Consider the following 24771-nt stretch of genomic DNA (forward strand, 5'->3'; position numbering starts at 1 on the left):
ACCTGAACGTAATCTCCGAGCGGCCCCGACCGGCGCTTTCGGATTCTGAACGCAACAGTCTGTGTCACGCAGGTTGACACCCCTTCAGTGCCGCCTTTACGGTCCGCTGGCTGAGAGCGCTCTCATACTGAACCGCCCGCCCCCACTCAAGGTGGACACCATCATGAAGCTCCGCTCCCTGCGCGGCCCCACGGCCGCCCTGACCACGCTGGCCCTGGCCGCGGCGGCCACCCTCGCGGCGGCCCTGGGCGCCGGCAGCGCCTCCGCCGCCACCACCGTCCGGGTCGGCCTCGGCGGCTACTCCGACGCCCGCCCGGCCGGCACCGTCGGCCCGAGCAACTCCGACGGCGCGCCCGTCACCCCCAAGGTCACCGCACGGATGGCCGGACAGGCCGCCCCCACCAACGACTGGTGGTCCTCGCTGATCTACCAGCGCTACGCGGGCAACCCGTACTCGGAGAACCTGTACGCCCACCCGATGACCTTCAAGGCGCAGGCCGCGGGCCTGGAGGTCGGCTACCCGACCACGCCGACCGTCACCTCCGACGGCCGCCAGTACGACTACACCCACACCCGGGACCTCACCCTGGGCGTGGCCGGGCTGAACTCCCCCGACACCAAGGTCGACGGCTGGTCGGACTGGACGGTCACCCCGTACTGGGCGGACGGCGCGCACACCTTCAGCGCCACCGTCGGCCACGGCCTGCCCTACGTGTACGCGCACGCCACCGGCGGCGCCGCGCAGGTCACCACCGCCTCGGCGCCCACCGTCTTCAGCAACCAGGGCAGCGTGCTCGGCATCACCGTCGGCGGCCACCACTACGGCCTGTTCGCGCCCACCGGCAGCAGCTGGAGCGTCAACGGCACCACCCTGACGGCGAACCTCGGCAGCAAGGACTACTACTCGGTCGCGCTGCTGCCCTCCACCGCCGACCTCGCGCAGTTCCGCAGCTACGCGTACAACTTCGTCACCGACACCAAGGTCGGCTGGAGCTACGACCAGGCCGCGGGCAGGCTCACCACCACCTTCACCGCCACCACCGCCGCCCAGGAGGGCTCCGGCACCGGCACCCTGCTCGCGCTCTACCCGCAGCAGTGGCAGGCCACCCCGGACGCGCTCACCCCGCTGACGTACACCTCCCCGCGCGGCCCCATGAAGATCCGCCAGGGCTCGTCCTTCTCCACCGTGCAGAGCGTCACCGGCGTGCTGCCCTCGCTGCCCGACGTCGGCTCCTACGACCGCGCCGCGCTGGACGGCTACCTGCACCAGGTCTCCGACGCGAGCGACCCGTTCAACGGCGCCACCGACACCTACTGGGTCGGCAAGGCGCTCGGACAGCTCTCCCAACTGGTGCCGATCGCCGACCAGTTGGGCGACACCGCGGCCCGCGACAAGCTGCTCGGCCTGATCAAGGGCAAGCTCCAGACCTGGTTCGCCGGCACCGGCTCGCCCGGCTTCGCCTACGACTCCACCTGGAAGACCCTGATCGGCTACCCGGCCTCCTACGGCACCGACGCCGAACTCAACGACCACCACTTCCACTACGGCTACTTCGTGCAGGCCGCCGCCACCGTCGCCCGCTACGACAGCGCCTGGGCCGCCGACGCGCAGTGGGGCGGCATGGTCAAGCTGCTGGCCAAGGACGCCGCCAACACCGACCGCGCCGACGCCCGCTTCCCCTGGCTGCGCAACTTCGACCCGTACGAGGGCCACGGCTGGGCGTCCGGCCACGCCGGGTTCGCGGCCGGCAACAACGAGGAGTCCTCCTCCGAGTCGCTGAACTTCAGCGCCGGCCTGCTGCTGTTCGGCGCCGCCACCGGCGACACCGCGCTGCGCGACCTCGGCGTCTACCTGTACACCACCGAGGCCAACGCCGTGCAGCAGTACTGGTTCGACGCCGACCACCAGGTCTTCCCGGCCGGCTTCCAGCACTCCACCGTCGGCATGGTCTGGGGCTCCGGCGCCGCCTACTCCACCTGGTGGACGGCCGCGCCCGGCATGATCCACGGCATCAACTTCCTCCCCGTCACCTCCGGTTCGCTCTACCTGGCGCGCCGCAAGGACGACCTGGCCGCCAACCTGGCCGAGCTGAAGGCCGGCAACGGCGGCGCCTTCACCGACTGGCGCGACCTGCTCTGGGAGGCCGAGGCACTCACCGACCCGGCCGCCGCGAAGGCCGACTGGGACGCCGGGAAGGCCGGCTACACCCCGGAGGAGGGCGAGTCCAGGGCCCACACCTACCACTGGATCTACGACCTGGCCGCGCTCGGCACCCTGGACCCGGCCACCACCGCCGACACCCCCACCGCCGCGGTCTTCGTCAACGGCACCACCCGCACCCACGTGGCGCACAACTACACCACCGCCGCCCGCACCGTCCGCTTCTCCGACGGCTACGCCCTGACCGTCCCGGCCCGCTCCACCGCCTCCGAACGCGGCACCAAGCCCGACGGCGGCACCGGCGGCGCCGCCAACTCCCCCTCCCCGTCGGCCAGTCCGTCCCCGTCGCCCTCGTCCTCGCCGTCGCCCTCGTCCTCGCCGTCCCCGTCGACGTCCCCCAGCGGCCCGCAGACCCGCCCGGGCACGCTGTACCTCCAGCCGAACGGCACCCTCACCACCGCCTACGGCACCGGCGCGACCGCCGGCACCATCGCCTCCGGCGGCGGCGCCAACCACGACGGCACGCCCTACCAGCCGCTGACGTACACCCTCACCCACCTCACCGGCACCCTGCGCCCCGGCGGCAGCACCGACTTCGACCTGTACGTCGACGCCGGCTCCTCCGTCGCGCTCGCCCAACAGGCCCGCGTCTCCTACGACTTCGACGGCAACGGCACCGTCGACCGGACCGAGACCTACCGGTACTTCGCCACCGACCCCGTCCCCGGCTGGGAGCGCTACGGCGCCACCGCGGGCGTCCAGGCCACCACCGGCGCCCCGCTCGCCAACCTGAGCAACGGCACCGTCAAGGTCGAGGTCTGGCCCGCCCTCGGCAACGCCCCCGCCCAACTGCGCACCGGCGCCACCCAGTCCCAGGGCAGCGCCTCCGTGCTGCGCCTCCCCTTCGACTGACCGGTCCGCCCCGACGCCTCCCGGGGCCGGAGCGGAGCCCGACAGGCCCGCCCCGGCCCCGGGAGGCCCCGTCTCCGGCGCGCCCCGCCCCCGACCGGCCCCGGGAGGCCCCGTCTCCGGCCGGCCCCGCCCCCGACCGGCCGCGGGCCCGACCGGCGAGCGCCGCCCGCCCCGCCCCGGTCCGGCGCGGTCCCGATCGCGGAACGGCCCTCGCCCCGCCCGCCCGTCCCGGAGGACCCCTCCCCCGCCCCGAACCGGTTCCCACCGGGGTCTTGGCAGATCACCGGAGATTGTTGAACATGTAACTGACATGATCGCGCGCCACGGGACGCACCACCGCCCGCGCCGGTCCCGCCTGCCCTCGCAAGGAGACCAGCATGGCCGTCCTCCGCCCGAAGCGCCTCACCGCGGCCGCCGCCACCGGAGCGGCCCTGCTGCTCGGCGCCGCCCTCGCCCAGCCCGCGGCCGCCGTCGAACTCCCGCACGCCGCCGTCGCCTACTTCGCCACCGGCAGCGGCCTGACGGGCGCGCGGTTCGCCGTCGACCCCACCGACACCGGCTGCCACGACCTCCCGGCCGCCGCGCGCTCCGCCGTCGACTTCACCGCCGCCGCCCTCACGGTCTACTTCAACCCCGGCTGCACCCCCGGCCGGCCCGGCGAGCCCGGCGACCTGGCCTACGGCCTCGGCAGCCTGCACTGGGCCGACTTCCCGTACCCGGCCCTCAGCTACCGCGTCACCGGCTGACCCCCGCCGTCCCGCACCCGCACCCGCACCCGGGCCCGGCGGCGGGCCGGTCAGCAGACGGTGAGCAGGCCGTTCTCCCGCACCACGTCCAGCGACAGGGTGCGGTAGCCGACGGACTCGAAGAGCACCGTCAAGTGGCGCTCCTCCTCGCTCATCACCGAGCCCTCGCCCCACTGCGGGTGCCGGACCAGCGCCCCCGGCCCGAACGGGTGCGGCTCCCCCTCCGGGTCGGCCGGGGCCGCGGGGCCGGGGATCAGGCCGCCGGTGCCGGCCAGCACGGCCGGGCCGCCCGCCGGACCCCGTTCGGCGAGCGCGGCCGCCTCGCAGCGGTCGCAGGAGCCGCAGCCGCCCTCCCCGGCCGCCTCCTGGGGCTGGCCGAAGTAGCCGAGCAGGAAGCGCCGCCGGCAGCCGCCGGTCTCCGCGTAGCCACGCATCATGTCCACCCGGGAGCGCTCCAACTGCTGGTGCGCGTCCGCGAGTTCCACCGCCTGCCGGGCGGCCTCCGCCGGATCGGCGGCACCGGTCGGCAGCAGGTCGCCGCCCCCGTCCGTGGCCACCGCGCCGACCTGCTCCAGCAGGTTGACGACGGCGGTCAGCCGGCTCGCCGTCAGCCCGGTCCCGGCCCGCAGCTCGCTGGGGCGGACCGGCCCGTCGTGCTCGGCCAGCGCGCCCGCCACCTGCGTGACGGTGTCCGGGTCGGGGCGGCCCGCCGCGAAGAACCGCTGCAGGCCGAGGTCCTGCGGCCGGTAGGCGAGGATCGCCCGGGCGGGCTCCCCGTCCCGGCCGGCCCGGCCGATCTCCTGGTAGTAGGCGTCCAGCGAGCCGGGGACGGAGGCGTGCAGCACGAAGCGCACGTCCGGCTTGTCGATGCCCATCCCGAACGCGGACGTCGCCACCACCACGTCCAACTCGCCGCTCAGGAAACGGTCGTGGACGTCACCGCGGGCCGCCGCGGGCAGCCCCGCGTGGTAGGCCGCCGCGTCGAAGCCCAGCCGGCCGAGCTCCGCCGCGTACTCCTCCGCCTCCCGCCGGGTGGCCGCGTACACCAAGCCCGGCTTGGGCTCGCCGGCGGCCCGCTCGACCACGGCGCGCCGCTTCGCCGCCGCGTCCCGGAACGGCAGCACCTCCAGGTGGATGTTGGGCCGGTCGAAGCCGGTGACCACCTCGCGCACGTCCCGCATGCCCAGTTGGGCGACGATGTCGGCCCGCACCGGCGCGGCGGCGCTCGCCGTCAGGGCCAGCACCGGCGGCCGGCCGATCCGGTCGACGACCTGGCCGAGCCGCAGGTAGTCGGGCCGGAAGTCGTGCCCCCAGGAGGAGACGCACTGGGCCTCGTCGACGACGAACAGCGCCGGCTTCGCGGCGGCGAGCTGCTCGACCACCTCGTCCTTGGCCAGCTGTTCCGGGGCCAGGAAGAGGAAGTCGACGTCGCCCTCGCTGATCCGGTCCCACACCGCCGCGTTCTCCCGGCCGCTCTGCGTCGAGTTGACCGCCGCGGCGTCCGTCCCCTCCCGGCGCAGCAGGGCCTGCACCTGGTCGCGCTGGAGGGCGATCAGCGGGGAGACCACCACGGTCGGGCCCGGGATCAGCAGGCCGGGCACCTGGTACACCGCCGACTTCCCGGCTCCGGTGGGCATCACCACCAGGGTGTCGCGGCGCTCCATCACCGCCTCCATCGCCAGCAGCTGCTCCGGTCGCAACCGCTCCCAGCCGAAGACCTCACGCGCGCTCTGCCGCAGCCGCCGCGCCGCCGAAGTGGCCATGCTTCTCCTCGTGTCGGGTTCCGGGCGGCACGCTGGGCCGCCCGGGAACGGCGTGCGGATACCCCGGAAGGGCGAGGTGACGCGTGATCGGCCACCGGGTGCGCGACCATGGCGGGATGGCGGCGGACGAGCAGGTCGAACACACCCCCGACGGGCACTTCGTCGTGATCCGCGGCCGGCGCTGGCGGGCGACCGACCCGGAGCTCCCGGCCGAGGCCGAGTCCCGGCTGACGCACCACCTGATGGCGGCCCGCCGGGCCCTCGCCCGCACCGGCGCGGACCGGGACGCGGAACGGGCCGCCCGGGCCCGGGTCCAGCTCGCCAAGGTCGGCCTGGGCGAACGGGGCACCCCCTGGTGGGAGCAGTCCCTCCCGGAGCGCCGGCGCCGCTGGGAGCGGAGCCTGCGGGCGCTGGAGGACGCGGACGGGGCGGACGAGGGCGGGGGCGGGGGCGCAGACGGGGGCGGGGCGGACGGCCGCTGATGTGGCACCGGCGTGTGGACTTCGGGCACGCCCCGCACGCATCCTCGCGCGCCGCCCCGACCCGCGCCCCGGCCCGGGGGAGGCTGGTCGGAAGAGCACCCCGACGAGAGGACGCCCGGATGGAACCGCGCCCCGGCCACCCCGACCGCCGCCGCCTCCCCGACCCGCACTCCCCCGACCGGCAGCTCCCCGGCCGCCGCCTCCTGCTCGGCGGCTCCGCCGCAGCCGCCCTGGCCCTCGCCCTGCCCACGACGGCCCCGGCCGCCGCCACCGGTCCCGGCACCGCCACCGGCCCGGCCACCACCGGCATCGCCACCGCCACCGGCCCCGACCTCGGCGACGCGCTGGCCGCCCTGGAACGCGAACACGGTGCCAGGCTCGGCGTGTTCGCCCACGACACCGGCAGCGGCGCGACGGTCCGCCACCGCGCGGACGAGCTGTTCCCGCTCTGCTCGACGTTCAAGCCGCTCGCCGTCGCCGCCCTGCTGCACGCCGGTGACGACCTCTCCGCCCGCGTGCACTACACCGACCAGGACGTCGCCGACTCCGGCCACGCCCCGGTCACCGGCCGCACCCGCGTCCTGACCGTCGCCGAACTCTGCGCCGCCGCCATCGAGTTCAGCGACAACACGGCCGCCAACCTGCTGCTGCGCCGGCTCGGCGGCCCGACCGCAGTCACCCGGTTCTGCCGCTCGATCGGCGACCGCGTCACCCGCCTGGACCGCTGGGAGCCCGCCCTCAACTCCGCCGAACCCGGCCGCGGCACCGACACCACCAGCCCCCGCGCCCTGGCCCGCAGCTACGCCCGCCTCACCCTGGGCGACACCCTCGCCCCGGCCCACCGCGCCCGCCTCACCGCCTGGCTGGGGGCCAACACCACCGGCGCGAACCGCCTGCGGGCCGGCCTCCCGGCCGCCTGGGCGCTGGCCGACAAGACCGGCACCGGCTCCTACGGCACCGCCAACGACGCCGGCCTCGCCCGGCCCCCGCACCGCGCCCCGATCGTCCTGACCGTCCTCACCACCAAGCCCACCAGCCCGGACGCCGCCCCGGACGAGCCGCTGATCGCCAGGACGGCCGCCCTGCTCGCCACCGCCCTCACCCCCTGACGCCCCCGCCCTGCCTCAGGCCGACCCCCGCACCACCAGCGCGGTCGGGATGATCACCGACGTCGGCGCCGACGAGGCCGGGTCGTTGAGCCGCCGCAGCAGCAGCCGGGTCATCAGCCGCCCCATCTCCTCGATCTCCTGGCGGACGGTGGTGAGCGTCGGCTCGGTCCAGGCCGCGATCGACTCGACGTCGTCGAAGCCGACCACCGCGACGTCCTCCGGGACGCGCCGCCCGGCCGCCCGCAGGACCCGGATCGCACCGGAGGCCATCGCGTCGGAGGCCGCGAAGACCGCGTCCAGGTCCGGCCGCCGGGCGAGGAGTTCGGTCATCGCCCGGATGCCGCCGTCCGCGGTGAAGTCGCCGACCGCGATCAGCTCCTCGTCGCCGTCGGGGAACAGGTCGCGGTAGCCGTCGAGGCGGTCGATGGAGGAGGTCTGGTCGAGCGGGCCGGTGATGGTGGCGATCCGCCGCCGCCCGATGGAGCGCAGGTGCTGGACGGCGAGCCGGGCGCCGCCGCGGTTGTCGTTGTCGACGTAGACCAGGTCCCGGTCGGACTCGGCGCCGGGCCAGCCGGGGCGTCCGCCGATCACGAAGGGCAGGCCGAGGCGCTGGGCGGTCACCGGGGTGGGGTCGGTGCGGTGCAGGGAGAACAGCAGGACGCCGTCGACGTGGCCGCCGGCCAGGTAGCGGCCGATCCGCTCGTGGTCCCGTTCGTCCTCGGCGAGCAGCAGCACCATCTGGTTGTCGGCGGCGGCCAGTTCGCGGCTGATGCCGCGCAGGTGCTGGGCGAAGAACGGGTCGGAGAAGAACCGGGCCTCGGGTTCGGCGACGACCACGCCGATCGCCCGGTTGCGCCGGGTGACCAGGGTGCGGGCGGCCAGGTTGGGGACGTAGCCGAGTTCGGCGACCGCCCGTTCGACCTTCTCGCGCAGCGCGGCGCGCACCCCCGCGCCGCCGTTGACCACCCGGGAGGCGGTGGCCCGGGACACGCCGGCCCGCTCGGCCACCGATTCCAGGGTGGGGCGCCCGCCCGCTCCCGTGTCGGCTTCCGCCACCGTGGGCTCCTCTCCAGCGTCCGCCACGTCCGCCACCCTCGCGGACCTCCGCACGCACGTGATCGCGTTCTTGCTGCGAGCAGCCTAGCGCCCGCCACCCCGGCCCGAGAGCGCTCTCAGAAACCGGGGCGGGGCCCGGAGCGGCCGTCCGACCGGCCGGGCGGCCGTCCCGCCTCAGACCGTGACCACCTGCCGCTCGCCCGCCTCGACGGCGACGGCCAGCCGGTTGCCGGGCGGCGGGAACGGGCAGATGAAGTGGTCGGCGAACGCGCACGGCGGCAGGAACGCCCGGTTGAAGTCCAGCACGGTGCGCCCCTGCGCGTCCGGCGCGGGCAGCGAGACGAACCGGAACCGGTACGTCTCCCGCCCGCTGGTCCGGTCCGCGATCACCCCGCTGAGCCGCCCGCCCGCGCCCTCGGAGCCGCTGACGGTCAGCGTGTGCGGCCGCCCGGCCAGCGTGAACGCGACCCGCCCGGTGACGGTGAGCGGCCGGGCCCGGCCGTCCGCGTTCTCCACCAGCAGGGCCTGCGCGCCGTCCTCGAACGGCGTGAACACGGCGGGCACCGCCCAGTCGGGGGCGTACGGGTAGATCGCGATGCCGGCGAACCCGGCCCGGGCGGGGGCGGCGGGGTCGAAGACCCGCAGGGCGAGTTCGCCCTCCCGCTCGATCGGGACCAGCCGCAGCTCGTCCAGGACGGCGGTCTGCGGGTGCCGGTCGGTGTCCGGCCGCAGCGCGACCCGGCCGGTCGACTCGCGTTCCTCGCCCTCGACCCGGACGCCGTCCCCGGCGCGCAGCTCGGCGCAGACCGCGCCGCCCTCGGCCCACCAGCGGCCGGGCAGGCCGGGGACCTCCGCGGGTACGGGCTCCAGCCAGTGGGTGCCGGTCAGGGCCAGCGGGCCGTGCGGTGCGCCGGCCGCGGCGCTCCGGGCCTCCGTCCAGCGCTGCCAGGCTTCGGCTGCGGTGTCGGTCATCGGACTGCCTCCCAAGTCGCTCTGTTCTCAGGCCACTTCGTTCTCGGGTCGGTTCGTTCCTCAGGTCACTTCGTTCTCAGGTCGCTTCGTTCTCAAGTCGCTTCGTCCTCAGGTCACTTCCGAGGTCGCTCCCGGTGGGCGTCGGTTCCCGCCCGGGCCGGGCGCGGTCAGGTCCGGGTCAGCGGGCGGAACAGCCCCTCCTGCATCACCGAGACCACCAGCCGCCCCTCGCGGTCGTAGATGTCGCCGCGGGCCAGTCCGCGCGCGCCGTGCGCGATCGGCGACTCCTGCCGGTACAGCAGCCAGTCGTCGGCCCGGAACGGGCGGTGGAACCACATCGCGTGGTCCAGCGAGGCCATGTCGAAGTTCCGTTCGCCCCACAGCGGTTCGACCGGGGCGCGGACGGCATCCAGCAGCGTCATGTCGCTGGCGTAGGTGAGCGCGCAGACGTGGATCAGCGGGTCGTCCGGCAGCGCGCCGTTGGTGCGCAGCCACACGCCGCTGCGGGCCTCCACGCCCTCCAGCTCCTCGCGCGTCCACTTCAGCCGGTCCACGTACCGGATGTCGAAGGGCTGGCGGCGGCTGATGAACGGCGGGAGCTCGCCGAGCCGGGCGCCGACCTCGTCCAGCGCGCTCGGCAGCGTCTCCGGCGCGGGGACGTCCGGCATCGGGAACTGGTGCTCGATGCCGCCGGGCTCGGGCTTGTGGAAGTCCGCGGTGAGCGCGAAGATCGACCGCCCGCCCTGGATGCCGAGCACCCGCCGGGTGGTGAACGAGCGCCCGTCCCGGATCCGGTCGACCTGGTAGACGATCGGCACGCCGGGGATGCCGGGGCGCAGGAAGTAGGCGTGCAGCGAGTGCACCGGCCGGTCCTCGTCCACCGTCCGGCCCGCCGCGACCAGCGCCTGCCCGGCCACCTGCCCGCCGAAGGTCCGTTGCAGCGACTCCTCCGGGCTGCGGCCGCGGAAGATGTTCAGCTCGATCCGCTCCAGGTCCAGCAGGTCGACGAGCTGGTCGACGGGGTTTCCCATGTATCGCTCCCTCTCCGGACGCCCGGTGGGCAGGGGTGTGCCGCCGAACGCCTCGTCCGTCCAGCACAAGTCTCCGCGCCCACCGGGAATTCCCGCCTCCCGGCGCGGTCACCCCCGTCACGCCAGGCCGGACTGCCGCACCGTGATGTTCAGCCGCCCCGTCAGGCCCAGCTCCGGGTCGGCCGTGCCCGGCAGCGTCCGCACCACCCCGTGGTACGCGAAACGGCTCTCCCCGCCGAACACCAGCAGGTCGCCGCCGCACAGCCGCAGGTCCGTCCACGGCCTGGTCCTGGTCTCGGTGTTCCCCAGCCGGAACACGCACTCGTCCCCCAGCGACAGCGACACCACCGGCGCGTTCACCCGCTCCTCCCGGTCCTGGTGCAGTCCCATCCGCGCCCCGTGCGGGTAGTGGTTCACCACCGCGATGTCCGGCGCGAAGCCCGCCGCCCCCGCCACCTCCCCGACCCGCTCCCCGTACGCCTGCGCCACCGCCCGCCGGGCCAGCCCGCCCAGCACCTCCGGGAACGGCTTCACCGGCGCCCCGTCCCCGTCCGCCACCGTCCGCGCGTAGCCGTACGGGTACCAGTGCCATCCCAGCGACACCGTCCGCACCGACATCGCCCCGCCCCCGGGCAGCACCACCGACCGCATCCCCGCCGGCGGCCGCGCCCACTCCCGGCACGCCGCCACCAGCTCCCGCTGCTCCGCCACCCCCAACCACCCCGGCACCAGCACCACCCCGTCCGCCGGCTCCTCCCGCCCACGCCCGAACAGCTCCCCGGCGAACACCCCACCACCACGCATCCCCCCATGCTCCCACCCGCCCCCGACACCCCCGCCCCCGAACGCCCCCGCCGCACACCTCTCCCAACCCGCCGCAGGCACCCCGCCCCACCGCCCCACATGCGCCCGCCGCCGTCCCGTCGGACCCTGGTGTGGGGGCTTCCCCCCCGGAGGAGGTGGCGCGATGCATCCGTTGGAGTTCCGCGTGGTGGATCTTCCCGAGTCCTCGCTGCACAAGACCGCAGTGCTGGTGCTCGGGCAGCACCGGGCGGTGCTGGTCGGTACGGGGCTGCGGCTCTCGGACGGGCGGCGGCTGGCCCGGGAGGTCGAGGACTCGGGGCGGCGGCTGAGCGCCGTCCTGGTGCCGCACCACGCGCCGGACTGCTGGCTGGCGGCGGAGGTGCTGCGCGACGCCTTCCCCGAGGCGCGGATGCTCGCCCCCGACCCGGTCCGCGCCCGGATCGAGCGCGACTACCCCGCGGTGCGTGCCGCGTGGGCCGGGCTGGGGGACGAACTCCCGTCCCGCCTGGTCGCGTTGGAGCCGCTGGAGGGCGACGCCGTCGAACTGGAGGACCACCGGCTGGAGCTGCGCGGGGCGTCGTTGGGGCTGCCCGAGCACCACTACCTGTGGGAGCACCGGAGCCGGACGCTGCTCGGCGGTCCGCTGCTCTGGCTGAACGTGCACCCCTGGCTGGCCGACACCCCGGACGCCGCGCAGCGCGAGGCGTGGATCGACCTGCTGGACGAGATGGCGACGCTGGAACCGCTGCGCACCGTCCCGGGCCACCGCCGCCTGACCACCCCCGACCCCGCCGCTCCCGCCGCCGACCCGATCGGCTGGACCGGCGACTACCTGCGCGCGTTCGCCACCGAACTCGGCAAGCCCGTCGCCGCGGACGCCGTCGTGGCCGCCCTGCTGCACCGCTACCCGTCCGCCGCGCTGCCCGCCTCCGTCGGCCCGGCCGTCCGGACCGCCCGGGAGCGCAGCGCCGCCGCCTGAACCGGGCCGCCCCGCACCGCGCCGTCAACCGACCGCCGCCCACGCTCACCCCCGGCCCCGGGCGCGTTCCCGCGACCCCACCCCGCAACCGCGACATATTGGACACCCGGCGCCTCGCACCGCCGCACCACCGAACCACTTCGCACCACTTCGCACCGCCCCGCGCCACCGAACCACCGCTCGACCGACGACAGGAACACCGCCGTGCTCGCCAAGCAGTACGAGATCACCCTGCCCGCCGACTACGACCTCGACGTCATCCGCCGCCGGATCAAGGCCGGCGCCCCGCTGCTGGACGACCGGCCGGGGCTCGGCTTCAAGGCGTGGCTGATCCGCGAGCGCGGGACGGACGGCTCGCCGGTCAACCAGTACGCGCCGCTGTACGTGTGGCGCTCGGACGGGGAGGCGGCCCGGTTCCTGGTCGGCGGCGGGGGCTTCGAGAACATCGTCCGGGACTTCGGGCGCCCGACCGTCCGCCACTGGACCGTCCTCGCGCACTTCTCCGGCCCGGCCCGCACCGCCGCCCCCGAGCCCGGCACCGCCACCCGCCGGCTGACCACCGTCCCGGCCGGCCCGGACCCGCTGGCGCTCGCCGCGCACGTCGGGCAGGAGGTGGAGCAGCTGCGCGAACTGGCCCGCGACCCCGGCGTGCACACCGCCGTGCTGGCCCTCGACCCGTCCGGCTGGGAGCTGCTGCGCTTCGTCCTCCGCTCGGACGAACCCGCCGACGTCCCGTCCGCCGACCCCACGGCCGACCCGGCGACGACGCTCTTCCGGCTCCCCCACCTGTCCGCCCCGGAGCTGTCCGCCTTCCCCGAGGGCCGCGTCTGGTAGTGCCCCGGCCACGGCGGCACACCCCCGCCCCGCCTACTCCAGCACCCCGATCTTCCGCGCGCACCAGCCCCAGGCGTTCCAGCCCTGGCGGCGCAGGATCTCCTCGCCCACCGTGATCTGCTGCCGCCGGCTCGCGCGGTCGGGGCGGTCGGCGTAGCGCAGGCCGCCCGTCTCCCGCCAGGTGGGCGGCCAGATCTGCAGGCCGCCGTAGTAGCCGTTGCCGGTGTCGGCCTGCCAGTCGCCGTCGCTCTCGCAGTCGGCGAGCCGGTCCCACACCGCGTCGGACACCGCCTGGCGGGCGGCGGCGGGCGTACCGGCCGTCGTGACGGCGGCGGCGGGGAGCAGCAGGCCGAGCGCGATCAGCGCCCGGCCGGACGAGAGGGGTATCCGCAGAGGTATTCGCATCCCCCGACGCTACGCACCGCACCCGCCGCACCACCCTCCGGACACCGCCGAGCGGGTGGCCCCCCGCCCCCGCCCCCTTGCGCCGCCGCGCGCCCCGGGAACGGCGGAAGCCGCCACCCCCGGGGTACGGGGTGGCGGCTTCACGCCGACGGGGTGGGGCCGACGGGCGGCCCCGGGGGAAGCGGTGCTTCCGCGGGGGTGGGTCAGACGGAGAGGACCTGGCCCGGGTAGATCAGGTCCGGGTTGCCGCCCACGACACCGGAGTTGCTGGTGTACAGGGTGTGCCAGTCGACGCCCAGGCTGTCCGCGATCTTGGACAGGGTGTCGCCGGACTTCACGGTGTAGCTGTTGCCGGACTTGGCGGTGTTGGTGTCGGTGGTCGCCGCGGCGGGCTTGTTCTTCCAGGTCTGCTTCGGGGTCTCCTGCGCGGCGGCCTTGGGGGCCTGGGTGCGGGACTCGGAGCGGGAGGCCTTGGCGGAGTCGCCCGAGGCGGCGCTGTTCGACTTCGCGGAGGACGAGGTCGACTTCGAGGAGGAGGTCGACTTCGAGGACGAAGCGGACGAGGAGGAGCTACCGGACGAGGTGTCGACCTGGGCCGGCGCGCCGCCCTTGGTCAGACCGGCCTTCACGGAGCAGACGGGCCAGGCGCCCGGGCCCTGCGAGGCCAGGACCTTCTCGGCGACGGCGATCTGCTGCGCCTTGGTGGCCTGGTTGGCCTGCGGGGCGTAGGCGGTGCCGCCGAAGGCGGCCCAGGTGGAGGAGGTGAACTGCAGGCCACCGTAGAAGCCGTTGCCGGTGTTGATCGACCAGTTGCCGGTCGACTCGCACTGGGCGACCTTGTCCCAGGTCGAGACGTCCGCGGCGGAGGCCGAGGTGGCCGTGACGAGGCCGGCCACCGGGACGGCGAGCAGGGCGCCGCCCACGACAGCCGCGCGGACGCGGTTGCGCTTGGGGGCGGTGGTGGCAGCGGCGGTCTCGTTACGGAAAGCCATGAGATTCCTCTCAACAACCCCGGGATAGGGCAGGCGGAACCAGGCCCCGGCGGGGCCGTGCTCGCTCGCCAAGTCCGTTGGGCGACCGGTCACGTGTCGGACGTGCCGTTGCCGCCCCGGCCACCTGTCCGCATCCCCGGCGGCGGCTGGCTGCCGTCGCGCCGGTGGGCGCAGGGCCCGGGTTCCGGGGTGAGCCGGAGGGGGGCCGTGCGTCGGGGGTGAACCCGGGAGGTGCTCGTTGCACCGGGCAAAAACCTACGATTCGGACTCCGAGGCGCCAAACAGTTTCGGGACACCCCAGGTCAAAGCAGTGTTACCGGCGGTATCGATCATGGCCATCGCAAGTAAATATCCGTTTCATCCGCTTTTTCCAAGATCAAACCATATGTGGATATGGCCCCGGTCACACCGAAACCCGTGTGAGGTCGAGCACAGTGTCGACGGAAGGTGATCCTCCGCACACACGGAGCGATCAGAAGCCGCGCAAATTCCGTCGCCCGGCCGTCCACCCGTGACCCCAGCCACAACCTCCCGTTGGTAATGGCGGTCGGCGCTCCCCGCGCCGCGCGCCCGGGAGGTCCCGCCCGGGGCACCCGAACGAGCACCTGGAACGTCAGGGCGAACGAGGAGTCTGCTAGTGCCGCGCATGCTTGAGGTGAGCGAGGACGTACGCGCCGAGATCGGCGACGACGAGGCCGAGAGCCTGCTCGCGGGTGCCCACGCCCCCGACGCGTACGACTGCACCTCCTGCCGACAACCGGGCGACTCGCTGTACGAGCCCACCAGCACCGTCCTGTTCGTCGGCGAGGAGACCGCGGTGCTGGCCTTCGCGCACGCCCGCTGCGTCCCGTCCCAGGTGGTGCCGGTGGACGAGCAGCAGCTGCGCGGCGCGGTCGAGTCGATCGGCCAGGGCGGCGGCGCCGCCGTCGACCCGGTGGCCCCGCCCGCCGGGCCCGCCGCGCCGCAGCCCGCGCTCCGGGTGGACATCCCGGAGCCGATCACCGCCCCGCCGACCGCGCCGCCCGGCCAGCCGCAGCCCGCGGTGCTCGGCGTGACCTGCGGCATCGTGCTGTGCGGCGACACCCAGCACGCCGCGCTGGTGGTCGAGCCGACCGGGCCGGTGGGCCGCCCGGGCAGCGTGCACGGCGAGGACGAGTTCCTCTCGCTGCTCACCGAGCACGGCTTCCAGATCGTCCAGGACGTCAACCAGGCGCCGGCCCGGCCGCGGGCCGGCTGGTCGGTGCTGATGGCGATGGGGCAGCTGCACGCGATCCTCCAGCCCTCGGCGAACGGCGGCTCGGCCGCCTGGTGGCAGGCCCACCAGCCGCTCCAGGTCACCCCGGGGTGGCGGGCCGCGGCGGCCCGCAAGTCCGAGGTGATCATGTACGCGGTGCCGGCCGGCACCATCGGCCGCCAGCCCCGCGAGGACCTGCTGCGGATCGCCATGGACCGGGCCGCCGCCCGCGGCCTGCTCGCCGCCGGCATGCTCCCGCTGGCCGGCACCTGAGAGCGGGGGCGCGCCGATGACCGACCCCGTGAACGACCCGGCCACCGCCCCGGACGGCCCCGACGCCCCGGCGGTCCCGGCCGCCCGCAGCGGCGTTGACCAGGGCACGGGCACCCCGACCGGGCGAGGACTGGGGGCGGCGCCCCCGCATCCCAAGCCGGTCTCGCTCGTTGGCTCCTACGTGTACAGCTACGACCTCGCGTCCCCCGGCCGTCCCTCCGCCCAGTCCGGCCCCGGCGGCGCCGGCCGGGCGATCCCGAACATGCGCCCGTCGTACGACGCCGAGCACCCGGTGTCGGCCACCCCGATCTACGACACGCTGTACTCCGAGTACCGGCGGATGTTCCGGGCGCTGCCCGGCGACCGCTCCGGCGAGGAGGGGATGCGGTTCACCGGCTTCGCGGTCCGCGAACCGCAGCCCCAGCCGGCGTCCCCGTCCGCCGCGCACCCGCGCGAGGCCCCCGACCGGCCGGGCGCCCTGGCGTACGCGCAGCAGCACCAGTCGTTCGACACGTATGCCGGGCAGGCCCCGGGCGCCCCGCAGTTCATGCCCGCGCAGACCTCCGCCGCGCAGGCCAACGGCCAGGGCTGGGTGGCCTCCGGCTACCTGGGCGCCCCGGGCGGCTCCCCCGCCCCCGGCGGCACCCCGGGCGGGCGGCACCGCTCGGTGCTGTCCCTGCCCCCGGGCCGGGACGCCTGACCCGGCACCGCGCCGGAGAGCACCACGAGAAGGGGAGAGGGGGGGGGGGGGGGGGGGGGGGGCCGGCCCCCGCGGCCCCCCCCCCCCCCGGGGCCCGGGGCCCGGGGCCGGGGGCCGGGGCGGGGCCCCGCCCCCCCCCCCCCGGCCTAAGGGGGGGGCGCCCCCAGGGGGGGGGGGCCCCCCCCGGGGCCGGGCCCCCCCCCCCCCCCCCCGCCCGCCCCCCCCCCCCCCGGGGGGGGGGGGCCCGCGGCGGGGGCCCCCCCCCCTCTCCCCTTCTCCCGCCCCTACTTCTGCGCCTTCGCTCCTGCTACTTCTTCTTGCGCTTCTCCCGGACCCGGACCGAGATCGAGATCGGGGTGCCCTCGAAGCCGAACTCCTCGCGCAGCCGGCGCTCGACGAACCGGCGGTAGCCCGCCTCCAGGAAACCGGACGCGAACAGCACGAACCGCGGCGGGCGGGTGCCCGCCTGGGTGCCGAACAGGATGCGCGGCTGCTTGCCGCCGCGGATCGGGTGCGGGTGCGCGGCGACCAGCTCGCCGAGGAAGGCGTTCAGCCTGGCGGTCGGGATGCGGGTCTCCCAGCCGGCCAGCGCGGTCTCGATCGCCGGGACGAGCTTCTCCATGTGGCGGCCGGTCTTGGCCGAGACGTTCACCCGGGGCGCCCACTGCACCTGCACCAGGTCGCGCTCGATCTCGCGCTCCAGGTAGAAGCGGCGCTCCTCGTCCAGCTGGTCCCACTTGTTGTAGGCGATGACCACGGCGCGCCCGGCCTCGACGGCCATCGAGATGATCCGGGTGTCCTGCTCGGCGAGCGTCTCGCTGGCGTCGACCAGGACGACCGCGACCTCGGCCTTGTCCAGCGCGGCGGAGGTGCGCAGCGAGGCGTAGAAGTCGGCGCCGGCGGTCTGGTGGACCCGGCGGCGGATACCGGCGGTGTCGATGAACTTCCAGGTCTTGCCGCCGAGTTCGATCAGCTCGTCGACCGGGTCGCGGGTGGTGCCGGCCAGCTCGTTGACCACCACCCGGTCCTCGCCGGCCACCTTGTTGAGCAGGCTGGACTTGCCGACGTTCGGCCGGCCGATCAGCGCGACCCGGCGCGGGCCGCCGGGCGCGTACCCGTCGCCGAACAGCTGCGGCGGGGCCTCCGGGAGGACGGCCAGGACGGCGTCCAGCAGGTCGCCGGAGCCGCGGCCGTGCAGCGCGGAGACGGGGTAGGGCTCGCCCAGGCCGAGCGACCACAGGTAGGCGGCCTCGGCCTCGGTGGACGGGCCGTCGACCTTGTTGGCGCACAGCACCACGGGCTTGCCGGAGCGGCGGATCAGCCGGACCAGGGCGTCGTCGGTGTCGGTGGCGCCGACCTTGGCGTCCACCACGAAGAGCACCGCGTCGGCCTGCTCGATGCCCAGCTCGGCCTGCGCGGCGACCATCGCGTCCAGGCCGAGGACGTCGATCTCCCAGCCGCCGGTGTCCAGGACCTTGAACCGGCGCCCGGCCCACATGGCCTCGTAGCTGACCCGGTCGCGGGTGACGCCGGGGCGGTCCTCGACGACCGCCTCGCGGCGGCCGATGATGCGGTTGACCAGGGTGGACTTGCCGACGTTCGGCCGGCCGACGATGGCCAGCACCGGCAGCGGGCCGGTGCCGTCCAGGTCGGCCTCGACCTCCTCGCCGTCGAAGCCCTCCTCGGCGGCCAGCGCCATGAACTCGGCGTACTCGGCGTCACCGAGGCCGCCGTGCTGGGCGGTGGTGTCGTTGCTCATGTTCCGTTTTCCGTTTCCCGGCCCGGCCCTTCCCAGGGGCGTGCCGTGCGTACCTGCCCCGCGGGCAGCGCGGACCGCGCGGATCTCGCGCGGTCGGGATGGTGCTGTTCCGGTCCCGGTGCCGCTAGGCAGCGGTCAGGCCGGCCTTCTGCTCGACCAGGTCGGCGATCGTGTCGATCACCTGGTCGAGGGTGAGTTCGCTGGTGTCCACCAGCACCGCGTCGGCGGCCTGGGTCAGCGGGGCGGTCTCCCGGGAGGAGTCCGCGGCGTCCCGGCGGGCCAGGTCGGCGGCCATCGCGGCGATGGTCGCCTCGTCCACGCCCTTCGCCCGCAGCTCCGCGGCCCGGCGCTCGGACCGGGCCCGCTCGGACGCGGTCAGGAACACCTTCACGGTGGCTCCCGGGAACACCACCGAGCCCATGTCCCGGCCCTCGGCGACGATCCCGCGCTCGGCGTGCGAGGCGCAGCCGCGCTGCAGCTCCACCAGCCGGGCGCGGACCGCCGGGACGGCCGCCACGGCGCTCACCTTGGCGGTCACCTCGGGGCCGCGGATCGGCCCGGACACGTCCTGCCCGTCCACGGTTATGGTCGGCCCGGCGGCGTCCGTCCCGGACACGATCACCGGCTTCCCGCAGGCGATCGCCACCGCCTCCGCGTCCTCGACGTCCACCTCGTTGGCGAGCATCCACCAGGTCATCGCCCGGTACATCGCGCCGGTGTCCAGGAAGCTCAGCCCCAGCCGCGCGGCCACCGCCCGCGACACGGTCGACTTCCCGGACCCCGAAGGTCCGTCGATGGCGACGACGACCGGGCCGCTCGACGCTCGGTCGACACTGTCCACGGGGCGAACCTCTCTCTCACGACACAAGAACTCACCCTCAAGGTTAATGGACACCCGCCCACCCCCGACCCGCCCGGCGAAACCCCCCGCCAGCCCCCTCCCCCACAGGCCGACCACCCCCTCCGCTCGCGCAGCCCCGCCGTCGGCACCCGCACCATCACCGGCGCAACAGCCAACCGCACGTGACCGACCTTGCTGGTCCTCTTCTCCCCCACCCCCCAGAGCCCCGCGCAGCGGCTCCCTCTCCCACGTCCCCAGAGCCCCGCGCAGCGGACCCCCTAGTCCCGCACCCCCCACCCCCGCTCGCGCAACCCCGCCGCCAGCACCCGCACCATCGCCGGCGCGACGGCCAACTGCACGTGGCCGACCTGCTGGCCCGTCGAGTGCTCGATCGTCACGTCCTCGATGTTCACCCCCAGCGCGCCGACCTCGCCGAAGAGGCGGCCGAGTTCGCCGGGCTGGTCGCCGAGGACGACGGTGACTGTCTCGTAGCGGGTGGGCGGCGCCCCGTGCTTGCCCGGGATGCGGGCCTGGCCGGTGTTGCCGCGGCGCATGACGGCCTCGATGCCGGCCGCGCCCGCGCGCCGCTCGCCCTCGTCGGCGGCCTGGAGGGCCCGCAGCGCGGTGACGGTGTCCGCGAGGTCGGCGGCGAGGTCGTCGAGGACGTCGGCGACCACGCCCGCGTTGGCGGAGAGGATGTCGATCCACATCGCGGGGTTGGAGGCGGCGATCCGGGTGACGTCGCGCACGCCTTGGCCGGAGAGCCGGACGGCGGTCTCGTCGGCGTGTTCGAGCCGGGCGGCGACCAGCGAGGAGAGCAGTTGCGGGGCGTGCGAGACGAGGGCGACGGCCCGGTCGTGGTCGGCGGCGTCCATCACGATCGGCATGGCCCCGCAGAGGGCGACGAGTTCGAGCGCGGCGTTGAGCGTCTCGGTGTCGGTGTCGGCGGTGGGCGTGAGCACCCAGGGGCGGCCCTCGAACAGGTCGGCGGTGGCGGCGAGCGGCCCGGAGCGTTCGCGGCCGGCCATCGGGTGCGAGCCGATGTAGTGGACGGTGTCGAGTCCGAGCGCGGCGATCTCGCCGCGCGGCCCGGCCTTGACGCTGGCGACGTCGGTGTAGCAGCGGGCCAGGCCGCGCCGCTGGCAGTCCGCGAGGACCTTGCCGACCAGGGCGGGCGGGACGGCGATGACGGCCAGGTCGACGGGCCCGTCGGGGAGCTCGGTGGTGCCCGCGCCGAGCGAGGCGGCCGTGCGGGCGGCGTCCTGGTCGGCGTCCTCCAGGTGGACGCTTATCCCCCGGCGGGTGAGGGCGAGCGCGGCGGAGGTGCCGATCAGTCCGGTGCCGATGACGGCGGCTGTGCGCATGGCGGCTTCTCGTCTCCCGGGTGCGGTCAAGGGGTGTCGGGCCCCATCCTCTCGTACGCCCCGGTGGCCGCGCATACCGCCCCGGCGGGGCCCGTGGGCCGACGCGCAGGGGAAATCCGGGTGTGGTGGCGGGGGTTGGGTGCAGACTGGGCGCCCGGGTCCGGGGTGCGGGCCGACGGGCGAAGGGGGACAGGTGGCGGGGAAACGGGCGGTGTGGGAGTCCGGGTTGGAGTCGGTGGTGGTGCACGCGGCGGGCGCGGTGTGCCGGCGCCGGGCGTCGGGGGTGGTGCCGGCGGACGGCCGGGTGCGGGTGGCGGGGCTGCCCCGGCTGGCCGCGGCGGGGTCGCTGCGGGTGCGGGTGCTGTCGGGTGACGGGCGGGTCGCCGAGGCCCGGCTGGAGTACCCGGCCCGGGTCCGCTCCGATGACGAACGGCCCGCCTGGGAGCAGGAGTTGAAGGAGCTCCGGGCCCGGGTCGAGCTGGTGGAGGAGCGCCGCGCGCGGCTGGAGGAGCGGATCGCCGAGGTCGCGGCGCTGCGCGCGGTGCCGCCGCAGCGGCGCCGGGACGAGGGGCACCGGCGGGCTCCGGCGGACGCGGTGCTGGCGCTGGCGGAGTTCGTGGACACCCGGCTGGAGGTGCTGCAGGAGCGGGCGGTGGAGCTGGCCCAGGAGGTCCGGCTGGCCGAGCACGCCCTGCTGGTGGCCGAGGAGCGCGCGGACGCCCGTTCGAGCGCCGAGCGGCCGGGCGGCGTGGAGGCGGGGGCGTGCGCCGAGCTGACGGTGCGCGGCGCGGGCCCGGTGGAGCTGGAGGTGGAGTACGCGGTGCCGGGCGCGGTGTGGGTGCCGACGTACCGGCTGGCGCACCGCCGGGGCGAGCGCACCGCGCGGCTGGTGCTGCGGGCGTCGGTGGCGCAGCGCACCGGCGAGGACTGGTCGGGGGTGCGGCTGGCGCTGTCGACGGCGAGCCTGGTGCGCTCGGGCGCGCTGCCGGAGCTGGCCTCGCTGCGGATCGGCCGCCGGCAGGCGGCGCCCGCGCCCTCGGGGTGGCGGGCCCAGCCGGCCGGCCTGGACGACCTGTTCGCGGGCTGGCAGGACGCGCAGCGCGCGAAGCCGGAGCCGTACGCGGCGTCGGCGCCGGTGGCGGTGGCGGTGGCGGGCGGTGGCCCGGTGCCCGCGCCGAAGCCCGCGCCCCGACCGTCGGCCCGGCGGGCGTCGGCCCGGGCCTGGGGTCCGGCGGGCGCCGCGGGGGCGCCGGGGTTCGTCCCGACGGCCCCGCCGGTGCCGATGGCACCGGTGGCGCCGGTGGCCGCGTCCGCTCCCCCGCCGCCCCCGGCCCCGGCGGGCGCGGCGCCGCCCGGCCAGGCGTACGGCGGGGCGCCGCAAGCGTTCGGCGGGGCGCCGCAGGGCTACGGCGGGGCGGCCCCCGAGCCGTTCGCGGACTTCGCGCCGGCCGCCGCGCCCGACCCGCGCCCGTCCGCCGACCAGCTGGACTACCCGGCGATGGTGCTGGCGGGCCCGGAGGAGGAGTCGTACCGCCGGGGCCGACTGTTCCCGGAGCCCGCGCGGCCCGGGGCGGGCGGGGGCGCGCTGCACGAGGCGGAGGCGGTGGGGCGGCTGCCGCTGCCGCGCTTCGGGGCGCCGCCGCGCGAGTCGGCGGGCGCCTTCGACCACCGCTTCGACGCGCAGGCCCCGGCGCACGTCCCCTCGGACGGGGTGTGGCACACGGTGGCGGTGGCGGAGCTGCCGGTGGGGGTGCGCACCAGCTACGTGACGGTGCCCTCGGTGGAGGAGGCGGTGTACGCGGTGCTGGAGCTGTCGAACGCGACGGCGCACGCGCTGCTGGCCGGTCCGGTGGAGGTGTCGGTGGACGGCGACTTCCTGCTGACGGCGGCGCTGCCGACGCTGGCGCCGGGCGGGGTGCGGGAGGTGGGCCTGGGCCGGGCGGAGGAGCTGCGGGTGGCCCGGCACACCGAGGTGCGGGAGTCGACGTCGGGGGTGCTGAACTCGACGACGGTGCTCGACCACGGGGTGCGGATCGAGCTGGTGAACCGGCTGCCGCACGAGGCGTCGGTGGAGGTCCGCGAGCGGGTCCCGGTCCCGGGCGACCCGGAGGTGCGGATCGAGGAGCGGCCGGGCTGGTCGCCGCCGGCCGAGCCGTCCGCCGAGGTGCCCGCCTCGGCGCGGATCCGCCGGGTGGTGGTGCCGCCCGGCGGTTCGGTGGAGCTGACGGGCGGTTATGTGGTCCGCATCCCGGCCGGCAAGGCCGTGGTCGGCGGGAACCGGAGGAGTTGAACGTGCCGGAGGAGTGGAACGTGGCCGAGGAGACGATCGCCCTTCCGGTGACGGCCGTGACCTGTCTGGAGGACCGGGCGCAGCTGGAGCGGACGGCGGAACTGGAGCTGTCGCCGGGCGTGCACCGGCTGCGGCTGGGCCCGGTGACGGCGCTGGCGGTGGACCGCTCGCTGCACGCGGCGCTGCTGGACGCGGACGGCGCGCCCGGCGGCGGGGCGAAGGTGCTGGACGTGCGGCTGGTGCGGTCCTGGCAGCCGCCGGTGCCGCTGCCGCCGGGGCCGGAGGACTCGGCGCTGCGCCGCCGGGTGCACGACCTGGAGCGCGAGCACCTGGCCGAGTCGCGCCGCCAGGAGCGGTTGCAGGCCCGGCTGGCGCTGCTCGGCCAGCTGGCGGCGGACCTGCTGCGGGAGATCGGCGAGGGCGCGGGCAGCGGCGAGCTGGAGCAGGCCCGCTGGTCGCGCGAGCTGGACCGGGTGGACGCGGAGCGGGAGTCGTACGGCGAGCGGCTGCGGGCCTCGCGGCTGCGCTCGGTGGAGCTGGCGACCGAGCTGGCCCGGGCCGAGGAGGCGCTGGACCTCGCCGAGCGGGAGCCGGCCGAGCTGCTGGCGTTCGTGGAGCTGTCGGTGGAGTGCGCCGCGCCGGGCCGGTTCCTGGCCCGGGTGGGGCACCTGGTGGCGTGCGCGCTGTGGCGCCCGGCGTACCGGGCGGAGCTGGTGGACGGCCAGCTGCGGCTGGAGAGCGACGCGGTGGTGTGGCAGCGCACCGGCGAGGACTGGTCGGAGGTGCGGCTGACGCTGTCGACGGCGCGGTCGGCGTCGGCGGGCGAGCCGCCGGCGCTGGCCGAGGACCGGCTGGTGCTGCGGGAGCGCTCGGCGCAGGAGAAGAAGACCGTCGAGGTGGAGCTGCGCGAGCAGGCCGTCGCGGACGCCGGTCCGCTGGAGCCGGGCCTGCCGGGGGTGGACGACGGCGGCGAGGTGTGGGTGCTGCGGGTGGACGGCCCGGTGTCGGTGCCCGCGGACGGGCGGGCGCACCGGGTGCCGGTGAGCGTGTTCGAGGCGGCGGCGCGCAGCGAGTACGCGGCGGCGCCGGAGCTGTCGGACGCGGTGACGGAGGTGGTGTCGTTCCGCAACGCGGCGGGGCACGCGCTGCTGGCCGGACCGGTGGACCTGGTGCGCGGCTCGGGCTACACCGGCCGGGGCGCGCTGGAGTTCACCGCGCCGGGCGCGCCGGTGCGGCTGGCGTTCGGCTCCTCGGACGGCCTGCGGGTGGTCCGGGAGGCGGACGAGCGCCGGGAGGGCGCGGGCCTGGGCGGCCAGCGCACCCTGGTGACCCGCACGGTGCGGCTGCACCTGTCGCGCTTCTCCGGCCCGGACGAGCACGGCGAGCGGGTGGTGGTGCTGCGCGAGCGCATCCCGGTCTCGGAGGTGTCGGCGGTGCAGGTGCGGCTGCGCAAGGAGCACTGCTCGCCGCCGCCGGACGAGCTGGACGCCGAGGGCATCGTCCGCTGGGAGGTGCCGCTGCCGCCGGGCGGGCGGCGCACGGTGACGCTGGTGTACGAGATCGCGGCGACGGCGAAGGTGGCGGGGCTGTGAGCCGCGCCCCCGGCCCGGCGGCCCGGCCCGGGAGGGGTACAACAGAGGCATGATCTACCACCTCGCCCCGCTGGACGACTGGCTGCGCGACCCGGGCCGGCCGTACACCGCCGCGTCGCTGCTGACCGAGGGCTTCCTGCACTGCTCGCCGGACGAGCCCACGGTGCTGGCGGTGGCCAACGCGTTCTTCCGGGACGCCCCGGAGCCGCTGATGGCGCTGCTGATCGAGGAGTCGCTGGTCGAGCCGATGGTGAAGTGGGAGGCGGCCACCGGCGGGCCGCCTCCGGGCACCGCCGAGGGGGTGCTGTTCCCGCACGTGTACGGGCGGCTGAACCGGACGGCGGTGCTGGGCCTGGAGAAGCTGGAGCGCGGCCCGGACGGGCGCTGGGCGGCGCTGCGGCCCTGGAGCTGACCCCCGGGGCCCGGGGCGCCGCCCGGGGCCCGCACGGGGCCGTCGGCGGGCGTTGACGGC

21 protein-coding genes are annotated in these 24771 nt (G+C 76.0%); 11 read left to right on the forward strand and 10 right to left on the reverse strand.

Annotation, left to right across the window (positions count from 1 at the left end; genetic code table 11):
* Positions 1-163 precede the first annotated feature (163 nt).
* Together ACIQVD_RS28970 and ACIQVD_RS28975 are read left to right on the forward strand one after the other, a co-directional pair.
* A complete protein-coding gene (locus ACIQVD_RS28970) occupies positions 164-3073 on the forward strand; it encodes a glycosyl hydrolase (RefSeq protein WP_402292181.1) in 2910 nt (969 codons plus the stop codon).
* A 377-nt stretch (positions 3074-3450) separates the two neighbouring features.
* Positions 3451-3819 (forward strand): hypothetical protein, encoded by a 369-nt coding sequence (locus ACIQVD_RS28975; protein ID WP_402292182.1) that lies wholly within the window; start codon positions 3451-3453, stop codon positions 3817-3819.
* Between the two features lie 50 nt (positions 3820-3869).
* Here the strand turns inward: ACIQVD_RS28975 and ACIQVD_RS28980 are convergent, their stop codons facing one another.
* Positions 3870-5582, reverse strand: coding sequence for a RecQ family ATP-dependent DNA helicase (locus ACIQVD_RS28980; RefSeq protein WP_400693115.1), 1713 nt, complete (start codon positions 5580-5582; stop codon positions 3870-3872).
* 116 nt (positions 5583-5698) lie between these two features.
* On the opposite strand from ACIQVD_RS28980, the gene ACIQVD_RS28985 reads away from it, so the two are divergent.
* The gene (locus tag ACIQVD_RS28985) at positions 5699-6064 is read left to right on the forward strand and encodes a hypothetical protein (protein ID WP_402292183.1); all 366 of its coding nucleotides are present in this window, start codon (positions 5699-5701) and stop codon (positions 6062-6064) included.
* 119 nt (positions 6065-6183) lie between these two features.
* Positions 6184-7173, forward strand: coding sequence for a class A beta-lactamase (bla, locus tag ACIQVD_RS28990; RefSeq protein ID WP_402292184.1), 990 nt, complete (start codon positions 6184-6186; stop codon positions 7171-7173).
* Positions 7174-7188: 15 nt separating this feature from the next.
* Here the strand turns inward: bla and ACIQVD_RS28995 are convergent, their stop codons facing one another.
* The 4 genes from ACIQVD_RS28995 to ACIQVD_RS29010 all read right to left on the reverse strand — a co-directional run bounded on the left by ACIQVD_RS28995 (position 7189) and on the right by ACIQVD_RS29010 (position 11036).
* Positions 7189-8229: a LacI family DNA-binding transcriptional regulator gene (locus ACIQVD_RS28995; protein WP_400693108.1), complete on the reverse strand. Its 1041-nt coding sequence runs from the start codon at positions 8227-8229 to the stop codon at positions 7189-7191.
* 174 nt (positions 8230-8403) lie between these two features.
* On the reverse strand, positions 8404-9201 hold the full coding sequence (locus ACIQVD_RS29000; RefSeq protein ID WP_402292185.1) for a DUF1684 domain-containing protein: 798 nt from the start codon (positions 9199-9201) through the stop codon (positions 8404-8406).
* Between the two features lie 167 nt (positions 9202-9368).
* A complete protein-coding gene (locus ACIQVD_RS29005) occupies positions 9369-10232 on the reverse strand; it encodes an acyl-CoA thioesterase (protein WP_402292186.1) in 864 nt (287 codons plus the stop codon).
* Positions 10233-10349: 117 nt separating this feature from the next.
* Positions 10350-11036, reverse strand: coding sequence for an alpha-ketoglutarate-dependent dioxygenase AlkB family protein (locus ACIQVD_RS29010; RefSeq protein ID WP_402292187.1), 687 nt, complete (start codon positions 11034-11036; stop codon positions 10350-10352).
* A gap of 163 nt (positions 11037-11199) precedes the next feature.
* On the opposite strand from ACIQVD_RS29010, the gene ACIQVD_RS29015 reads away from it, so the two are divergent.
* The gene (locus ACIQVD_RS29015; protein ID WP_400693099.1) at positions 11200-12015 is read left to right on the forward strand and encodes an MBL fold metallo-hydrolase; all 816 of its coding nucleotides are present in this window, start codon (positions 11200-11202) and stop codon (positions 12013-12015) included.
* 204 nt (positions 12016-12219) lie between these two features.
* The gene (locus ACIQVD_RS29020; protein WP_402292188.1) at positions 12220-12849 is read left to right on the forward strand and encodes a DUF4865 family protein; all 630 of its coding nucleotides are present in this window, start codon (positions 12220-12222) and stop codon (positions 12847-12849) included.
* Between the two features lie 33 nt (positions 12850-12882).
* Here the strand turns inward: ACIQVD_RS29020 and ACIQVD_RS29025 are convergent, their stop codons facing one another.
* Both ACIQVD_RS29025 and ACIQVD_RS29030 read right to left on the reverse strand, forming a co-directional pair.
* Positions 12883-13254 carry a transglycosylase family protein gene (locus ACIQVD_RS29025; protein WP_402292189.1) on the reverse strand — a complete coding sequence of 124 codons (372 nt, stop codon included), beginning with the start codon at positions 13252-13254 and terminating at the stop codon, positions 12883-12885.
* A 203-nt stretch (positions 13255-13457) separates the two neighbouring features.
* Entirely contained in the window at positions 13458-14246 is a 789-nt protein-coding gene (locus ACIQVD_RS29030; protein WP_400693089.1) for a transglycosylase family protein, read from the reverse strand.
* A gap of 637 nt (positions 14247-14883) precedes the next feature.
* Here ACIQVD_RS29030 and ACIQVD_RS29035 point away from each other — a divergent pair.
* The gene (locus ACIQVD_RS29035; protein WP_400693086.1) at positions 14884-15753 is read left to right on the forward strand and encodes a hypothetical protein; all 870 of its coding nucleotides are present in this window, start codon (positions 14884-14886) and stop codon (positions 15751-15753) included.
* Positions 15754-15769: 16 nt separating this feature from the next.
* Positions 15770-16453 carry a hypothetical protein gene (locus tag ACIQVD_RS29040; protein ID WP_400693083.1) on the forward strand — a complete coding sequence of 228 codons (684 nt, stop codon included), beginning with the start codon at positions 15770-15772 and terminating at the stop codon, positions 16451-16453.
* 307 nt (positions 16454-16760) lie between these two features.
* Here ACIQVD_RS29040 and der read toward each other — a convergent pair whose 3' ends face one another.
* From der to ACIQVD_RS29055, 3 genes are all read right to left on the reverse strand, one after another.
* Positions 16761-18212, reverse strand: coding sequence for a ribosome biogenesis GTPase Der (gene der, locus ACIQVD_RS29045; RefSeq protein ID WP_400693080.1), 1452 nt, complete (start codon positions 18210-18212; stop codon positions 16761-16763).
* Between the two features lie 124 nt (positions 18213-18336).
* Positions 18337-19053, reverse strand: a complete 717-nt coding sequence (gene cmk, locus ACIQVD_RS29050) for a (d)CMP kinase (RefSeq protein WP_402292190.1) — start codon at positions 19051-19053, stop codon at positions 18337-18339.
* A 278-nt stretch (positions 19054-19331) separates the two neighbouring features.
* Positions 19332-20417, reverse strand: a complete 1086-nt coding sequence (locus ACIQVD_RS29055; protein ID WP_400693077.1) for a prephenate dehydrogenase — start codon at positions 20415-20417, stop codon at positions 19332-19334.
* A gap of 193 nt (positions 20418-20610) precedes the next feature.
* Here ACIQVD_RS29055 and ACIQVD_RS29060 point away from each other — a divergent pair, with 193 nt between their 5' ends.
* The 3 genes from ACIQVD_RS29060 to ACIQVD_RS29070 are packed head-to-tail and all read left to right on the forward strand — an operon-like array spanning position 20611 to position 24711.
* Positions 20611-22707: a DUF4139 domain-containing protein gene (locus tag ACIQVD_RS29060; protein WP_402292191.1), complete on the forward strand. Its 2097-nt coding sequence runs from the start codon at positions 20611-20613 to the stop codon at positions 22705-22707.
* A 2-nt stretch (positions 22708-22709) separates the two neighbouring features.
* The gene (locus ACIQVD_RS29065) at positions 22710-24299 is read left to right on the forward strand and encodes a mucoidy inhibitor MuiA family protein (RefSeq protein ID WP_402292192.1); all 1590 of its coding nucleotides are present in this window, start codon (positions 22710-22712) and stop codon (positions 24297-24299) included.
* Between the two features lie 49 nt (positions 24300-24348).
* Positions 24349-24711, forward strand: a complete 363-nt coding sequence (locus tag ACIQVD_RS29070; RefSeq protein WP_400693068.1) for a DUF952 domain-containing protein — start codon at positions 24349-24351, stop codon at positions 24709-24711.
* The last annotated feature ends 60 nt before the right edge of the window (positions 24712-24771 follow it).

This window comes from Kitasatospora sp. NPDC090308 (assembly GCF_044769485.1).
In the GTDB taxonomy this organism is placed as follows: domain Bacteria; phylum Actinomycetota; class Actinomycetes; order Streptomycetales; family Streptomycetaceae; genus Kitasatospora; species Kitasatospora fiedleri.

Coding starts and splice junctions, on each gene's coding strand:
- bla (WP_402292184.1), top strand. CDS start 6,184: ATGGAACCGCGCCCCGGCCACCCCGACCGCCGCCGCCTCCCCGACCCG.
- ACIQVD_RS29010 (WP_402292187.1), bottom strand. CDS start 11,036: ATGCGTGGTGGTGGGGTGTTCGCCGGGGAGCTGTTCGGGCGTGGGCGG.
- ACIQVD_RS28975 (WP_402292182.1), top strand. CDS start 3,451: ATGGCCGTCCTCCGCCCGAAGCGCCTCACCGCGGCCGCCGCCACCGGA.
- ACIQVD_RS29015 (WP_400693099.1), top strand. CDS start 11,200: ATGCATCCGTTGGAGTTCCGCGTGGTGGATCTTCCCGAGTCCTCGCTG.
- ACIQVD_RS29030 (WP_400693089.1), bottom strand. CDS start 14,246: ATGGCTTTCCGTAACGAGACCGCCGCTGCCACCACCGCCCCCAAGCGC.
- ACIQVD_RS29000 (WP_402292185.1), bottom strand. CDS start 9,201: ATGACCGACACCGCAGCCGAAGCCTGGCAGCGCTGGACGGAGGCCCGG.
- der (WP_400693080.1), bottom strand. CDS start 18,212: ATGAGCAACGACACCACCGCCCAGCACGGCGGCCTCGGTGACGCCGAG.
- ACIQVD_RS29025 (WP_402292189.1), bottom strand. CDS start 13,254: ATGCGAATACCTCTGCGGATACCCCTCTCGTCCGGCCGGGCGCTGATC.
- ACIQVD_RS28980 (WP_400693115.1), bottom strand. CDS start 5,582: ATGGCCACTTCGGCGGCGCGGCGGCTGCGGCAGAGCGCGCGTGAGGTC.
- ACIQVD_RS29005 (WP_402292186.1), bottom strand. CDS start 10,232: ATGGGAAACCCCGTCGACCAGCTCGTCGACCTGCTGGACCTGGAGCGG.
- ACIQVD_RS29055 (WP_400693077.1), bottom strand. CDS start 20,417: ATGCGCACAGCCGCCGTCATCGGCACCGGACTGATCGGCACCTCCGCC.
- ACIQVD_RS29040 (WP_400693083.1), top strand. CDS start 15,770: ATGACCGACCCCGTGAACGACCCGGCCACCGCCCCGGACGGCCCCGAC.
- ACIQVD_RS29070 (WP_400693068.1), top strand. CDS start 24,349: ATGATCTACCACCTCGCCCCGCTGGACGACTGGCTGCGCGACCCGGGC.
- ACIQVD_RS28985 (WP_402292183.1), top strand. CDS start 5,699: ATGGCGGCGGACGAGCAGGTCGAACACACCCCCGACGGGCACTTCGTC.
- ACIQVD_RS28970 (WP_402292181.1), top strand. CDS start 164: ATGAAGCTCCGCTCCCTGCGCGGCCCCACGGCCGCCCTGACCACGCTG.